The organism is Halomonas sp. R57-5 (genome assembly GCF_900070345.1).
Taxonomy (GTDB): domain Bacteria; phylum Pseudomonadota; class Gammaproteobacteria; order Pseudomonadales; family Halomonadaceae; genus Vreelandella; species Vreelandella ventosae_B.
On the sequence record NZ_LN813019.1, the window covers coordinates 1,272,879 to 1,288,348 of the forward strand.

14 protein-coding genes are annotated in these 15,470 nt (G+C 53.6%); 11 read left to right on the plus strand and 3 right to left on the minus strand.

Annotated elements, in window-relative coordinates; genetic code table 11:
- Positions 1 to 63 precede the first annotated feature (63 nt).
- The 3 genes from HALO_RS05765 to HALO_RS05780 all read left to right on the plus strand — a co-directional run bounded on the left by HALO_RS05765 (position 64) and on the right by HALO_RS05780 (position 1,846).
- Positions 64 to 702, plus strand: coding sequence for an HAD family hydrolase (locus HALO_RS05765; RefSeq protein WP_035585303.1), 639 nt, complete (start codon positions 64 to 66; stop codon positions 700 to 702).
- Between the two features lie 130 nt (positions 703 to 832).
- Positions 833 to 1,174 (plus strand): hypothetical protein, encoded by a 342-nt coding sequence (locus HALO_RS05770; protein ID WP_152561169.1) that lies wholly within the window; start codon positions 833 to 835, stop codon positions 1,172 to 1,174.
- Positions 1,175 to 1,567: 393 nt separating this feature from the next.
- Positions 1,568 to 1,846 carry a hypothetical protein gene (locus tag HALO_RS05780; RefSeq protein ID WP_035585297.1) on the plus strand — a complete coding sequence of 93 codons (279 nt, stop codon included), beginning with the start codon at positions 1,568 to 1,570 and terminating at the stop codon, positions 1,844 to 1,846.
- 110 nt (positions 1,847 to 1,956) lie between these two features.
- Here the strand turns inward: HALO_RS05780 and HALO_RS05785 are convergent, their stop codons facing one another.
- The 3 genes from HALO_RS05785 to HALO_RS05795 are packed head-to-tail and all read right to left on the minus strand — an operon-like array spanning position 1,957 to position 5,499.
- Complete coding sequence (locus tag HALO_RS05785) at positions 1,957 to 3,183, minus strand: nucleoside permease (RefSeq protein WP_035585295.1); 1,227 nt, start codon at positions 3,181 to 3,183, stop codon at positions 1,957 to 1,959.
- A 58-nt stretch (positions 3,184 to 3,241) separates the two neighbouring features.
- Entirely contained in the window at positions 3,242 to 4,318 is a 1,077-nt protein-coding gene (locus HALO_RS05790) for a sugar phosphate isomerase/epimerase family protein (protein ID WP_035585293.1), read from the minus strand.
- A gap of 2 nt (positions 4,319 to 4,320) precedes the next feature.
- Positions 4,321 to 5,499: a Gfo/Idh/MocA family protein gene (locus HALO_RS05795; RefSeq protein WP_050713171.1), complete on the minus strand. Its 1,179-nt coding sequence runs from the start codon at positions 5,497 to 5,499 to the stop codon at positions 4,321 to 4,323.
- Positions 5,500 to 5,761: 262 nt separating this feature from the next.
- Here HALO_RS05795 and HALO_RS05800 point away from each other — a divergent pair, with 262 nt between their 5' ends.
- From HALO_RS05800 to HALO_RS05835, 8 genes are all read left to right on the plus strand, one after another.
- Positions 5,762 to 6,760 (plus strand): LacI family DNA-binding transcriptional regulator, encoded by a 999-nt coding sequence (locus HALO_RS05800; protein WP_035585289.1) that lies wholly within the window; start codon positions 5,762 to 5,764, stop codon positions 6,758 to 6,760.
- A gap of 143 nt (positions 6,761 to 6,903) precedes the next feature.
- The gene (locus HALO_RS05805) at positions 6,904 to 7,914 is read left to right on the plus strand and encodes a DctP family TRAP transporter solute-binding subunit (RefSeq protein WP_035585287.1); all 1,011 of its coding nucleotides are present in this window, start codon (positions 6,904 to 6,906) and stop codon (positions 7,912 to 7,914) included.
- Between the two features lie 63 nt (positions 7,915 to 7,977).
- Positions 7,978 to 8,457, plus strand: a complete 480-nt coding sequence (locus HALO_RS05810) for a TRAP transporter small permease (protein WP_035585285.1) — start codon at positions 7,978 to 7,980, stop codon at positions 8,455 to 8,457.
- Positions 8,447 to 9,751 (plus strand): TRAP transporter large permease, encoded by a 1,305-nt coding sequence (locus HALO_RS05815; protein ID WP_035585283.1) that lies wholly within the window; start codon positions 8,447 to 8,449, stop codon positions 9,749 to 9,751. Before HALO_RS05810 ends, HALO_RS05815 begins: the two co-directional genes overlap by 11 nt.
- Before the next feature lie 348 nt (positions 9,752 to 10,099).
- Positions 10,100 to 11,080 (plus strand): TAXI family TRAP transporter solute-binding subunit, encoded by a 981-nt coding sequence (locus HALO_RS05820; protein WP_035585281.1) that lies wholly within the window; start codon positions 10,100 to 10,102, stop codon positions 11,078 to 11,080.
- Between the two features lie 137 nt (positions 11,081 to 11,217).
- Complete coding sequence (locus tag HALO_RS05825; RefSeq protein ID WP_035585279.1) at positions 11,218 to 13,812, plus strand: TRAP transporter permease; 2,595 nt, start codon at positions 11,218 to 11,220, stop codon at positions 13,810 to 13,812.
- A gap of 11 nt (positions 13,813 to 13,823) precedes the next feature.
- Positions 13,824 to 14,252 (plus strand): universal stress protein, encoded by a 429-nt coding sequence (locus HALO_RS05830; protein WP_035585277.1) that lies wholly within the window; start codon positions 13,824 to 13,826, stop codon positions 14,250 to 14,252.
- Positions 14,253 to 14,590: 338 nt separating this feature from the next.
- Entirely contained in the window at positions 14,591 to 15,409 is an 819-nt protein-coding gene (locus HALO_RS05835) for a DUF2189 domain-containing protein (protein WP_035585275.1), read from the plus strand.
- Positions 15,410 to 15,470: the final 61 nt, after the last annotated feature.

Here is a 15,470-nt window from a genome sequence, read left to right on the forward strand (position 1 = left end):
TTTCTCCATCATTCAATAATTAGATGCGCGGTATAATTACTTTTATAAGCCAAGGGGGCGGTTGTGCACCTAGTCTTATTCGACATAGACGGAACGCTAGTCGAGTCATACGATTTCGATACAGAATGCTTTCAAGCAGCAACCAAGGATATATTGGGTGTGACCATTGGCCCTGATTGGAGCCGTTATAATCATGTGACCGATGCTGGAATTCTCACTGAGGTGATTGAAGAACTGCATCTTCAAAGTGACAGCGAGCGAATCACAACGGAAGTGAAGGCGCGGTTCGTGAGTCGAGTAGCGGATTACATCTCGTGTCATGATGTATTCCCTATCTTTGGAGCTTATGAGTTTATATCGCAGCTCGTTGCACGTCAGGATGTTGCGTTAGCATTTGCTACTGGTGGCTGGAGTGAATCCGCGAGGATGAAGCTTGAAGCTGCAGGTATCTGCTTTCCGTCTATACCMCTGGCTTCGTCTTCGGATCACTTTCGCAGGATAGAGATTATGCGATTGGCAGAAAGGCGCGTGGGTAACGGTCATTACGACGCTATAACCTATTTTGGAGACGGCCCCTGGGATCAGAAAGCATCTGAAACTCTGGGGTACAACTTCATCTCAGTCGGAAATCGTATTTCTAGCCCTCAGTCGATTCGAGATTATAGTGAAGCTGATGTGGCCTTTAGGTACATTGGATTATAAACAGGCCAAGCAACCAATGCGCAATCTCCGCTTCGCTACCGTTTTATCACCGGTAATGGCGTTACATCTAAAGTGAGAAACTTCAATGAAGCAATTTATAATTCTATTATTTAGCCTTCTGGGAGCTGCCATGGCGTTTGCTGAAAATCCACATAACTTTACGGACATTGATTCGAAAGAGAAGGCAATAAGGCTAGTGGAAGAAGGTAGACTCGTGCCCATTCTATTGTTTCCCGCAGAGCTTGGTGGCCCAGAAGCTCCACAGAACACGGTTTATGTGCCACCTGAAACACGAGATATTCAAACACAAATTATTGGCACATTGATCAGGTTTGTTGAAGAGGGGCTCATAGACAACTTAAATGCCGAGCCGGAATATAAGGGGAATAGCTTTGTCCCATCCAAAATCCATATGCGTACAAGTCATTCCGGTAAGCCAGGGCAGTTTAACCCGACTATCGAAATATGGTAGAAAACACGGCAAGCGCTGACTTACGTGCATTATGCGTTTGCTCTACAACCTTGTTACATTTAACCAAAAAGGGATTTTATGGACGGCTTTTTTGAAGAGATAGGCAGGGGGTTTTTTAGGGGAATAGGTTACATACTGGCAGAGATATTCTTCAGAACAATTTGTTACTGGGTTGGCTGGCCAATCTGCAAGCTAGTTACTTTGGGAAAATATCCTTCGGCTTCTAAAGTGATATATCTCGATGAGCATAGGAGTCGAGCTGACGGCGCTTGGTGTGCAGTAGTGGGTTTGCTAGCGTTGATTGTGTTGGCGCTTTATTTGCTCGGACAGTTTTAGATTTCGGCTATGCCATTCATTTAGGTGAGTTTAATTCTATTGTCAGGAGGCAAAGGAGTGGCGGCTAGAAAACAAAGATCATTGAAGATCAAGACGCTAAACTCAGTTTGTGCAAGTGCGTTAATCGGGGCGCTACTTTATATAGTGATCATGGGGTTTGAAGTGGTGGCGCTTGGCGCGATGGGGATTGCTCTCACTGGTATCTCAACACCCGTGATTGTCAGCAGTGAGGGAGTTTTAGAGGTGCTGCTAGAGATCGTCATGTCGGTAGCTGAAGGCATCATGACTATTGTTGAAGTTGTCGTAGGCGCAATATCGGGGCTTTTTAGCCTGTGACCAATAAGGCTTCATGACTGAGACGATGTGCCCATTAAGTACTTTAAAAGTTTATAAAATAGTTAGCCGGGCGCTGCCAAAGCGCCCGGCATGTCTCATGTTCTAGACCCTTACAGTTCAGACTTAGCCGTTACGCTTTTATCGTCTTTAAAAGTGAGGAAGAACAGCGCCAGTACCGCGATAGCAAACACCGCTGGGAACATCCAGATGCCTTGCCAGTCGTGCGCGCCGTTGGTGGAGAAATGGTCGGTAATCTGACCGGCTACCCAGAAGCCTATTAGCATGCCTACCCCGTAAGTGGCCAGCGTGATCATGCCTTGGGCTGAGCTTTTGAATTTATCGCCCGCGCGGGCATCGGTGTAGATCTGCCCGGTCACGAAGAAGAAGTCGTAGCACACGCCATGCAGGGCAATACCGATCAAGAGCATAAACACCATTTCGTCGGCGTTACCGAACGCAAACAGCGCGTAGCGCAGCGCCCAGGCCAGCATGCCGATCAATAAGGTTTTCTTGATACCAAAGCGATGAATAAAGACCGGTAGCAGCAGCATAAACAGCACTTCTGATACCTGGCCCAAGGTCATTTTGCCGGTAGGATTAGTAACGCCGATTTCGGCCAGGAAGGGGTTAGCGTTTTGGTAATAAAAGGCCAACGGAATGCAGATCAAGATCGAGGCAATAAAGAAGATGGCGTAGTTACGGTCTTTCAGCAGGGCGAGCGCATCGAGCCCTAGCACTTCTTTTAAGCCGACCGGGCCGTCTGCTTTAGGCCGTGTCGCGGGTAGGCTAAAGCTATACAGGCCAAGGGCTAAAGAGGCGATAGCGCACATCAAGAAGGTGTTACGCAGCATGCCGTCGGCAATGCCTTGTGATGAGTCCCAGGCGAATAAGTAGCTGATACCCAGACCGGCGATAATCCAGCCAATGGTTCCCCACACGCGGATTTTAGCGAACTCTTGGCCAGGGTCGCTCATTTGGCGGAAAGAGACCGAGTTGACCAGCGCCAAGGTGGGCATATAGACAATCATGTACATCAGCACTAGCGGGTAAAAGGTGCTGAAATCGCTGGCCACATAGAGGCCGTACATCAGCGCTGCGCCTGCTAGATGCAGCACCGCGAGAATGCGTTCAGCATTAAAATATCGGTCAGCGATTAAGCCGATAATAAAGGGGGCGATAATCGCGCCCCAGGATTGGGTGGAGAAGGCCATGCCAATTTGGCCACCGCTGGCGCTCAGGTTATTGGCCAGGAAGGTGCCCAAGGTGACAAACCAGCCGCCCCAGATAAAGAACTGCAAAAACATCATGATACTGAGTCGTGTGCGTATCATAGCCATGACGTGATCCTTTGTTGTGGTTGTGGTCGTGATTGCTGTCTTGATTTAAAACAATCAATTAGCGGTGTGGAGGAAGACCGAGAATTCGTCGGTTGCGAGAAGGGCTGGCGGTGACGCCAGCGAAATCGTCAAAGGCGCGACCGGCAGGTTGAATCAGGTGCGCCTGGATGAAAGACGCGCCCTCTGCGGCGCCTTGGGCGGCGTCCTTAATACAGCACTCCCACTCAAGCACCGCCCAGCCATCAAATCCGTACTGCGTCAGGCGGCTAAAAATACCGCTGAAATCAATCTGCCCATCGCCTAATGAACGGAAGCGCCCAGGGCGCTCTACCCAGCCTTGGTAGCCGCCATAAACGCCGCTGCGGCCATTGGGGTTAAATTCGGCGTCTTTAACGTGGAACATGCCGATACGCTCATGGTAGCGATCAATAAAATCGAGATAATCGAGCTGCTGGAGTAGCAAGTGGCTGGGGTCAAAAAGAATTTTCGCCCGTGGATGGTTGTCCACTGCCGCCAGGAACCGCTCGAAAGACGCACCGTCGTGAAGATCCTCGCCAGGATGTATTTCAAAGCACAGGTCAACGCCAGCTTCGTCAAAGGCCTCCAGGATCGGCCGCCACCGGCGGGCCAGTTCGCTGAAGCCTTCTTCAACTAACCCTTCTGGGCGCTGGGGCCAGGGGTAAACAAAGGGCCAAAGTAGCGCGCCGGAAAACGTAGCATGGGCGGTTAACCCCAACCGCTGGCTCGCTTTGGCAGCCAGTATCAACTGCTCAATAGCCCATTCGGTGCGCGCTTGGGGGTTGCCGTGCAGCTCGGCGGGGGCGAAATCATCAAATAAGTCGTCACAGGCGGGATGCACGGCGACCAGTTGGCCCTGTAAGTGGGTAGAGAGTTCACTGATCACTACACCGGCCTTTTCACAGCGGGCATTTAGCTCATCGCAGTAAGCTTGGCTTTCAGCCGCTTTGCGTAGGTCGATAAAACGACTATCCACGGTGGGCAGCTGAATGGCGTGATAACCCTGTTCGGCCGCCCAGCGGGCGATTCCGTCGAGGCTATCGAAAGGCGCTTCATCACCGATAAATTGGGCCAGGAAAATGGCGGGCCCGCGGATGCCTTTGTGAGTGTTGGGCATGATTAGGCTCCTGGTAGTTGAGTAGCGGGCAGCGGTGTCCATTTTTGTTCGCTTTGGGCGCTGGTGGTGACTGCCTCGATAAACGCCATGCCGCGAAGTCCGGATGCCATGCCGGGAACGCCATCAACGTCCCCGTGCTGGCCCTGATGAATCGCCTGGGCAAAGTCGCGGTAAAGGTTGCCAAGTGCTTCCAGGTAGCCTTCGGGGTGGCCGCCAGGTAGGCGTAGGCGCTGCATTGCGCTGGGGAAAAGGTCGGGTTGGTCGATGCCCGCACGGAGGGTGCGCATCGGTGCTTGTAGCGGGCGGTAGAGCAGGCTGTTGGGCGCCATTTGGTGCCACTCCAGCGCGCCTTTATCGCCGTAAATGCGTATTTTGAGTGCGTTTTCTTCACCGCTACAGACTTGGCTGGCTATCAGGGTGCCGCTGGCGCCTTGGTCGGTGCGCAGCAGCACATCGCCATCATCATCCAACTGGCGGCCCTCGGCGTGGCTGCTAAGTGAGGCACACAGCTCACTAACCCGATGCCCAGAGATAAACTCGGCGAGGCCAAAAGCGTGGGTGCCAATATCGGCCATGCAACCGCTGATGCCTGCGAGTGTCGGGTCGGKGCGCCAGGCGGCCTGCTTATTACCCTGCTGTTCTAAACGTTCACCTAGCCAGCCCTGGGGGTACTCAACATGAATTTTGCGAATGCTACCTAGTTGCCCATCGCTGACCATTTCCTTGGCTTGCCATACCATGGGGTAGCCTAAGTAGGTATGTGCCAGGCCATAGAGGCAGCCGCTGGATTGCCAGCTTTCTGCTAAGCGCTGGGCTTCGCGTAATGACACACCTGCTGGCTTTTCGCAGAACACGTGAAAGCCTGCCTGTATCGTCGCTTCAGCGATCGGCACGTGAAGGTGGTTAGGCGTGGCGATCACCAATAACTGCATGCGCTCTTCTGCGGGAAGCTGCTGCTCGCTTGCCAGTAACTGCTGCCAGTCGGCGTAAACACGCTCGTCGGGTAGATAACACTGTTCGCCAGTGAGTTGGTTGTTACCTGATGAGCGGCTAAAGGCGCCGCATACCAGCTCGCAGGTGTCGTCGAGACGGGCGGCCAAACGGKGAACTTGGCCAATAAACGCCCCTTGTCCACCGCCGATCATGCCGATACGGATACGTGACTGCTTGGGTCGCGGCATAGGTAGGCTCCTGTTTTAAGAAAGCTGTATTTGTTGATATTCACGGCTATTAAAATGGTTATTAAAACCAGTATGTAACCGGTTACATTTAAGTGGAAGTTAGGCCGCCACGCTGTGAGCGTCAATGCGACAAAGGTCTATCGGTGTTGAAGAAGGTGTCGTTAAATAGCGCGCTGAGTTTAACGCTGGGATGCGTTAAGCTGAGATAAATAATGCCGCGCAATCATCTGCTAACGGCGATTAAATAACGTTAAGAGAGTCCATGACCAATATACGTAAGGTCGCCGAGTTGGCGGGGGTGTCGGTAGCGACAGTGTCGCGGGCGTTGAAGTCGCCGGATATCGTCTCCCCCGTCACCCGTGAAAAAGTGCTCAAGGCGGTTGATCAAGCGGGTTATAAGCCTAACTTGATGGCGGTACAGTTTCGTTCCCAACGCACTTATAATTTGGTGGTGTTGGTACCCACCATTGCCAACACCTTCTTTGCGCGGGTCATCAGCGGCATCCAGGAAGCTGCCCAAGCACGCGGGTACGGTGTACTGCTGTGTAATACGCTGGGCGATGAGGCGATGGAAACCCAATACGCCAGCTTAGTGACGACGCGCCAGGCGGATGGTGTGATCCAGCTGCGCGCTTTCAACCCTTTTTCTGCCAATGCCTTTCCCGCCGGGGCAGCATTGCCAATGATCAATGCCTGTGAGGTGCTGGACGATGCGCCATGTCCTACCGTCAAACTGGATAACCGCGCGGCGGCCCGCGAGGCCACCGAGCACTTAATTGCCCTGGGGCATCGGCGAATTGGCATGATTAAAGGTCCGCGGCGCAGCCCGTTAACCCGTGACCGCCAACTGGGCTATCAGGATGCGTTGAGCGCGGCGGGTATTGCGTTGGATGAGTGCTTGCTGTGCCCTGGCGATTTCACCCCTCTGGCAGGCTATCAGGCGGCTGAAACGCTTATCGCGTTAACGGAGCGGCCCACTGCCATTTTTTGTGAAAGTGATGAGATGGCGATAGGKGCCATGAGCCGTATCAAAGAAGCAGGACTACGCGTGCCGGAGGATATGTCGGTGGCAGGTTTTGACGATATTGCGTTTGCTTCCTATAGCGACCCGCCGTTGACCACTATCGCTCAACCGGCGGAAACCTTCGGACGTGAAGCGGTCGCGATGTTGATTGAGGTGCTGGAAGGGCGAAAAGTCAATAATCTGATCTTGCCCTACACCCTGGTATCAAGGGCGAGTACTGCAGCGTGCCAACTTTAGGCGTGTTTCTTTCGTGCGCTAAGTGCATACAATAAGTGGGGCTTCTGCAAAAAGCCTGGCAACTGTTAGCTGCTAGCTGCGCACATCAGAAAACGTACTTCATAAAACGTACTTCATAAAAATAGCTAAAAAAAGGATCTACCATGACGCTGACACGCTCAATAGCTCGTTTTACCGCTGGCTTGGCCGGTGCGGCACTGCTTTCCGCCTCTCTTTCTGCACAGGCTCGCGAACTTTCGGTTTCCACCGTTCTGTCTGACGCTTTCCCTTGGGGGCAGGCGGCGGAGAAGTGGGCCGAACTGGTGGAAGAGCGTAGCGGAGGTGAACTCACGCTACGGGTTTATCCCAACTCTCAACTGGTCTCTGGCGATCAGACCCGAGAATTTTCCGCTATGCGCTCGGGGTTGATCGACGCCGCAGTAGGCTCGACCATCAACTGGTCGCCCCAGGTGCCGGAACTTAATCTGTTCTCTTTGCCATTCTTTATTCCCGATGAAGCCGCCGTGGATGCGGTCACTGGTGGGGAAGCGGGGGAGTTGGTCTTTGAGGCGATTGAATCCCGCGGTGTTATTCCGCTGGCGTGGGGGGAAAATGGCTTTCGTCAGGTCTCAAACTCACGTGGTCCGATTAGTCAGCCAGATGATCTGGATGGCCTGAAAATTCGCGTTGTTGGCTCGCCGCTGTTCCAGGACACCTTCTCGGCACTCGGTGCTGACCCGACGCAAATGAGCTGGACGGATGCGCAGCCCGCGCTGACGACTGGCGCGGTAGACGGTCAGGAAAACCCGCTTTCGGTGTTTGATGTGGCGCGTATCGACCAAGTCGGTCAAGAGCATCTAACGCTCTGGAACTACATGAATGATCCGCTGATTTTCGCGGTCAACCAGCAGGTCTGGCAAACATTGAGTGAAGAGCAGCAAACCATGCTGCGCGAAACCGCTCAAGAAGCCGGTGAGTGGGAAATCGCCATGACCCGTGAAGAGGAGAGCGAGCGTCTAGCAGCCATCCAGGAGCGCGGCGTGACGGTGACCGAGCTTTCTGACGAGCAGTACCAGGCGTTTGTTGAGGCCACACAGACTGTCTATGAAAAATGGGCGCCGCGAATTGGTGAAGAAGTGGTAGAAGCGGCACAAGCCGCTATCGACGCCCGCTAATTACCTTTTGATGTTGTCMCTCTCGGCCCTTAGGGCCGGGAGTTTTTTTGCTGTGAGGCTGCCATGAAAGGCTTTCCTGATGCGCGCCCCGAACGTTGGCTGGGTGCGCTGGCGTTAATCATTATCTCATTGATAAGTTTGGGTAATGTCATTACACGCTACTTAACCGGCGGCTCTTTTTCGTTCACTGAAGAGTTTTCCGTATTTCTGCTCGTGGTACTTACCTTTGCGGGCGCTTCCGTGGCGTTGCGGCGCAACCGGCATATTCGCATTGGCTTTCTGGAACGCGCCTTGCCCGCTAAGTACCGTCGTGCTCTGATTCTTTTTCAAGCGCTCTGCGGCGCCACCGTACTGGGCTTGATCACTTGGTACGGCGGCAAGTTAGCCTGGCAAGAGTATCAGTGGGAGTCGCTTTCGCCAGGGCTTGGGCTGCCCCAGTGGTGGTATTTAGTCTGGCTACCGGTGCTTTCCGCGGCCATGTTCTGGCGCCTGTTCCAGCAAACCGCTGATCGTTTGACGGGGAGGCTCACTGATGAGCCCTGATATATGGATGATTCTGGCCTTTGCGGGCTTGCTGATTGCGGGTGTGCCTGTGGCGTTTTCATTGGCGCTTTCCGGAGCGGTGGGCATCGTGCTGGGGTTGTCGCCGGATATGCTGGCGACGATGGGCACCAACACCTATAACAGCATCGCCAAGTACCCCTTGATTGCTATTCCGCTATTTATTTTAACCGGGCTTATCTTTGAGCGCTCCGGTGTGGCGCTGCGCTTGGTGCGTTTTGCCCAGGCGTTGATTGGCCCGCGCCATGGTGGTTTGGCGCTGGTCGCCGTGCTGGTGTGCATGATTATGGGCGGCATGAGTGGCTCAGGCCCCGCGGACGCGGCGGCCGTCGCGATGGTAATGCTGCCGAGCATGACCAAAGCGGGTTATCCCAAGCCGTTTTCGGCCACGCTGATTGCCGCCTCGGCGTCTACCGCTATTCTGATTCCCCCTTCAGTGGCGCTGATTCTCTACTCGATTGTGGTACCGGGTGTCGATTTGCGCGCCCTTTTCGCAGCGGGATTATTTCCCGGCATTTTGGCTGGGCTGGCGCTGCTGGTGCCTGCCATGATCGTTTCCAAACGCTACGGCTGGGAGGGCGGTACGCCGGTGGAGGGCGCCGAACGGCTAAGCGTACGCACCACCTTTAAACAGGCAATTCCGGCGCTGTTTGCCCCCGTGCTGATCTTGGGCGGTTTGCGTTCAGGGTTGTTTACACCCACCGAAGCCGCAGTGGTGGCTGTCGCTTATGGCGCGATTGTCGGGCTTTTTCTTACCCGAGAGCTGTCGTTGCGCGATTTATGGGAGTTGCTGGGGGAGGCGGCGATCATCTCCGGCGTGGTGATGCTGATTATCGCGCTGGCAGGTATTTTCGCCTGGGCGGGCACCATGCTGGGCACCTTCCGCCACCTGGCCGAGTGGATTATCAGCCTGACCGATAACGGCGTGCTGCTGCTGATTCTGGTGATGTTGGCGGTGCTGGTCGCCGGGATGCTGCTGGATGCGATCTCGATTTATCTGATTATGATGCCGATTTTGATCCCTGTGATGCAGCACTTTGAGTGGAACCCAGTGTGGTTTGGGATTCTATTGGCAATGAATATTGCCATTGGTCAATTTACCCCGCCGGTAGCGGTCAATTTGATGGTGACCACCGAAGTGGCCAAAATTCGTTTGGAACAAACCCTCGGCTGGGCGCTGCTGTTTGTTGTTGCTATGGGCTGTGCCCTGGCGCTGGTGGCCATTTTCCCCGCCATCGCGCTGTGGCTGCCCAGCGTGTTGGGCTATAACGTTTGATTGGTGTCGATTAGCCTATGCAAAGGCGGCATCGCAATTAACGCTCCCTAAACGATGAAGACCGCTACACTGAGTATTAGATATCAGCGAAGCGCATTTTTTAGCGTATTACATTTCGCTAATCAGGTTTTTTTCGCTAAAGTAGTGTTAGCAGGTTGCCAAAGGGACGCCTGTAACGGTTTGTCTTAAAAACAAATTGTCTTAAAAAAAGATCGCCTTAAAAATAGGCTGTCTTGAAAAACGTTTGGAGCAAGACCACCTGAGGGAACGGTTCATCAGGTGAGACCAACGCGCAAGATGCCCATAACATCAAATATGCTCATAACATCAATATAAAGAGGTGTGTTCATGAAACGCCATGTATTTTCCACTACAGCCTTCTCCGGTGCGCTACTTGCCGCCGCTGCTTTCGCCTCACCGGCAATGGCCCAGGATGATGAGCAATTCATCACCATCGGCACCGGTGGCCAAACAGGTGTGTATTACGTGGTCGGCCAGTCGATCTGTCGTTTGGTGAATCGTCTTGAAGACGCAGATATTAAGTGTAATGCACCTTCCACTGGTGGTTCTGTTGCCAACATCAATGGCATCAAGTCCGGCGAGTTGGATATGGGTGTTGCGCAGTCCGATGTTCAGTATCAAGCCTACAATGGCACTGGTAATTTCGAAGGTGAACCCTACGAAGATTTGCGGGCTGTATTCCGCGTACACGGTGAGCCTTTGACCCTGCTAGCGCGTGCTGATTCAGGCATCGAGACCCTTGATGATTTGGAAGGCAAACGCGTCAATATTGGTAATCCAGGCTCAGGCCAGCGCAACACCATGGAAGTGGTGATGGATGCCAAGGGCTGGACCGAAGATACCTTCTCTCTGGCATCTCAGCTTGATGCTGCCGAGCAAGCTGCAGCACTCTCCGATAACAACGTCGATGCCATGGTGTATGTGGTTGGCCACCCCAATGGCTCTATTCAGGAAGCGACCACTACCGTTGATTCCCGCCTGATTCCGCTGAATGACGAAGATATTCAGGGCATTGTCGATGAATATCCTTACTACTCCACATCGGTCATTCCGGGTGGTCTGTATCGCGGTAATGACGACGATGTTGAAACCTTCGGTGTGGCAGCGACCTTTGTAACCACTGCTGAGGCTGACGAAGAGGTTATTTACCAGACCGTCAAAGCAGTTTTTGATAACTTTGATCGTTTCAAGCGTCTGCATCCGGCCTTCGAGAATCTTGATCCGGAAGAGATGGTGTCTGAAGGGCTTTCCGCACCGTTGCATGAAGGCGCGGCGCGTTATTACCGTGAACAAGGCTGGATCGAATAATCCTGCAGCCTGAGGTATTGCTACCTTGGTAAGGAATGCGCGGTTACCCGAGGGTGCCGCGCATTTTGGTTTTGAATGTTGATGGGGCATTTCGGTATGGCAATTAAGCGTCAATCGACTCGGAGAAGGGCAGGCATATGAAAGACGATAAGCACGGGCCTTCGGGAGCCGGAGTAGACTTGGAGGATATGGTCGCCTCCAGTGACACGGGAGCCCGTAAACCAGCCGGCATGCCCGGCAAGCTCTTGGTGAGCATTGCGGCAGCGTGGTCTCTTTTTCAATTGTGGATCGCTTCCCCAGTGCCCTTCATTCTAGGGTTTGGCGTCTTTAATGCCACGGAAGCCCGCTCTATTCACTTAGCCTTTGCGCTGTTTCTGGCGTATATGGCCTATCCGGCACTCAAGCGCTCGCCTCGCGACCGTGTTCCGATTCAGGATTGGGTGCTTGCAGCGGCGGCGGCCTTTTGTGGCGCTTACATGTTTATGTTTTATGAGCAGTTATCCCAGCGTCCCGGTGCACCCATACTGCAGGACGTTATTATTGGCATCGCCGGAATACTGCTGCTGCTTGAGGCGACCCGCCGAGCGCTTGGCCCGCCGTTAATGATCGTGGCGTCGGTTTTTCTTATCTATAGCCTGGCCGGCCCTTGGATGCCGGGTATTCTTTCCCATGGTGGGGTAAGTCTCTTCGGCTTGATCAATCATCAGTGGTTGACGACGCAGGGGGTCTTCGGTATTGCCCTGGGGGTCTCAACCAGCTTTGTGTTTCTGTTTGTACTGTTCGGTGCCTTGCTCGATAAGGCGGGTGCTGGCAACTACTTTATCAAGGTAGCGTTCTCGCTGCTCGGCCACTACCGCGGTGGGCCAGCGAAGGCCGCCGTGGTAGCTTCGGCCATGACCGGGCTGATTTCTGGTTCTTCGATCGCCAATGTGGTCACCACCGGTACCTTTACGGTGCCGATGATGAAGCGCGTTGGGTTCTCAGCCGAAAAGGCGGGTGCTGTCGAAGTGGCGTCATCGGTCAACGGACAGATTATGCCCCCGGTGATGGGGGCGGCCGCTTTCCTGATGGTCGAGTATGTCGGTATCTCTTATGTTGAGGTCATCAAACATGCCTTTCTGCCCGCGCTGATTTCTTATATTGCGCTGGTCTATATCGTTCACCTGGAAGCCCTAAAGGCCAATATGCAGGGGCTTAAAAGCAGCAATCCACCTAAGCCGCTGGTCAATAAAGTTATCGGCTTTCTCGGTGGCTTGCTACTTATGATGGGCACCGCCCTGGCGGTCTATTACGGTCTTGGCTGGCTCAAGCCGGTGCTGGGCGATGCGACACCCTGGATAGTGGCGGTTGGGCTTACGTTTATCTATATCGCCTTGCTTAAACTGGCGGCAGGTTACCCCGAACTCGAACTCGATGATCCTAACGAGCCGATCTTTTCGCTGCCGCAAACCAAGCCAACGGTGTTAGTGGGCCTGCAGTACATCCTGCCGGTCATTGTGTTGGTCTGGTGTCTGATGGTTGAGCGTTTGTCGCCTGGGCTGTCGGCCTTTTGGGCCACGGTGTTTATGATCTTTATCATTCTTACCCAGCGCCCTATTACGTCGATTTTTCGGGGTCGCAGCGATATGCGTGCGGATCTGCGCGAAGGCGCTCTGGATCTGTGGAGTGGCTTGGTCACCGGTGCCCGCAATATGATAGGTATCGGCATCGCCACGGCCACCGCCGGCATTATCGTTGGTGCCGTATCGCAGACCGGGGTAGGGCTGGTACTGGCCGAGGTGGTGGAAACGCTTGCCATGGGTAACTTGATGCTGATCTTGTTGCTTACCGCCGTACTTAGTTTGATTCTCGGCATGGGGCTGCCAACGACGGCTAACTACATCGTCGTATCGGCGCTGTTGGCGCCGGTTATTGTCAGCTTGGGCGCTCAAAATGGCTTGTTGGTGCCGTTGATTGCGGTACACCTGTTCGTGTTCTACTTCGGTATCATGGCCGACGTTACGCCGCCGGTGGGGCTGGCGTCCTTTGCGGCGGCGGCAGTATCGGGTGGCGATCCCATTCGAACCGGCTTCCAGGCGTTCTATTACAGCCTGCGCACCGCGGCGCTACCGTTTTTGTTCATCTTTAATACCGACCTGCTGCTCATCGATGTGACCTTCCTGCAGGGGGTACTGATCTTTGTGGTGTCGACCATCGCCATGCTGATCTTCGCCGCGGCGACCCAGGGCTTCATGATTACCCGCAACCGCTGGTATGAGTCTGTCGTGTTGCTGCTGATTGCGTTCACGCTGTTCCGGCCCGGTTTCTGGATGGACATGATCCATGATCCCTATGAATCGATACCCCCCGCGCAGTTCGTCGAAGCGCTGGGCGATGTCGACGAAGACTCCACCCTGCGCTTGCAGATTGCCGGTCTCGATGACTATGGCGACCCCATGACCACCTATATGACGCTACCGGTGCCGGAAGGTGAAACGGGGCAGGAGCGGCTCGATAATCTGGGCATGGAGCTGTTTATTGAAGACGGCACGGCAACCGTGGATATGGTGACCTACGGAAGCCAAGCGGCAGAACTTGGTTTCGACTTCGATCAAGAAATCATTGAGGTACTGGCCCCCGTTGACCGCTGGACGAAAGAGCTAATGTGGATTCCTGCCTTCCTGGTCTTTGGGTTGATTGTTTTGATGCAGCGCCGCCGTCGTGAGAACACGTCAGCCGCTGCCACCGCATGAAGGAGAAGGCCATGTACAGCAAGATCATGTTGCCGGTGGACCTAAACGAGGAAGCTTCCTGGTCGAAGGCGCTGCCCACCGCCCTGATGCTATGTCGGACGTTCGGTGCCTCGCTGCATGTGGTGACGGTACTGCCGGACTATCGCATGCCCATGGTGGGCTCCTATTTCCCCAAGGACTTCGCCAAAAAAGCGCATGAGGCTATCACAGCTGCGCTTCATGACTTTATCAAGGCGAATGTCCCCGACGACATTCAGGTGCAAAGTGTCATTGTGGATGGTTCACCTTGGGAGGCGATTATTAAGGCAGGCAAAAAGCTGGATGTCGACCTGATCGTTATGGCCTCCCATACCAAGCGTAAGTTTGTCGATTATGTGCTCGGACCCAATGCCGAGCACGTGGTGCACCATGCCAAAATGTCGGTAATGATTGTGCGCTAGACGCCATGCTTGTGTAGCGCTAGTCGCATAGGAAAAACCAAGAACTCCGGGCAAGTGCTCGGAGTTTTTTTATGGCTGTCGATAGCACTTTTTAACTATATCTAATTTTGCTAACGCAGCAATTTAATTGGCGCTTTATCGCTATTTCGTGGATTTTTTGTACGCGTATCTCAAAGTGCCACCCGCCAAGAGCCCTGGTCAGCTACATTAAGAGGGTATTAAAAGATAATGTTCAGCCATTGAGTTGGCATTAATACCGTCAGCGAGTAACCCGCGTTGATGCGTTTGAGGTAAATCCTGAATCCAGGGTCTATATCAGGAACGACAGGAGTAATGCCATGAATGAGGCTACAACAAAAACAAACCACTCTTCGGATCTGCCCAGCGTTAAAATCACTATCAACAAGGTCGGTTTGGATCGACCCAGGGCGTGGTTAGCTGCAGGCGTAGAGGATTTTCGCCGTGCTACAGTAGTAAGCCTTTCTTATGGCATGTTTTGGGTGGGACTAAGTATCGCTATTACCTTAGGCGCTTTCACCATGGGGTACTGGTACTGGCTACTGCCCATGATTGCTGGTTTTATGTTTATTGGCCCACTGGTGGCAGTGGGATCTTATGGCATCAGCAGGGCGTTGGAGCGTGGCCAGGTGCCTAACCTAGGCGATGCGTTCGGCAGTTGGAAACCCCATGCCGGGCAGTTGGCAATGATGGGCGTAATGATGATGATCTTCTTCCTCGCCTGGATACGCCTGGCAACACTTCTCTTTGCACTGTTTTTTGGCTTTGAAGTCCCCAGCCCCGCTACACTTTACACCTCACTCCTGACCACTTCTGAAGGTTTAGGAATGTTAGCGGTTGGCACGGTGGCTGGCGGCATCCTGGCTTTTGGTGCCTTCGCTATTAGCGTTGTAGCGATTCCCACGCTGATGGATCAAGATCTAACCTTTATGGAGGGTATTGAAGCCAGCGTGCGCTGTGTCGCACGTAATTTCCGTGTGATGCTGTTGTGGGCGGTGATTCTTACCCTGTGCGTTCTGGTGGGTGTGATGACGTTCTATATCGGTTTGGCGCTGATCTTGCCCGTTTTAGGCCACGCAAGCTGGCACGCCTATGAAGAGCTTGTGCGCATTGAGCCCTTCGAGAAAATTAAAACGTAACCCAACTGTGAACAGTTAATAACGCTCTGGTTGCTAAAAATAGCGACGAAAAACAGTATTT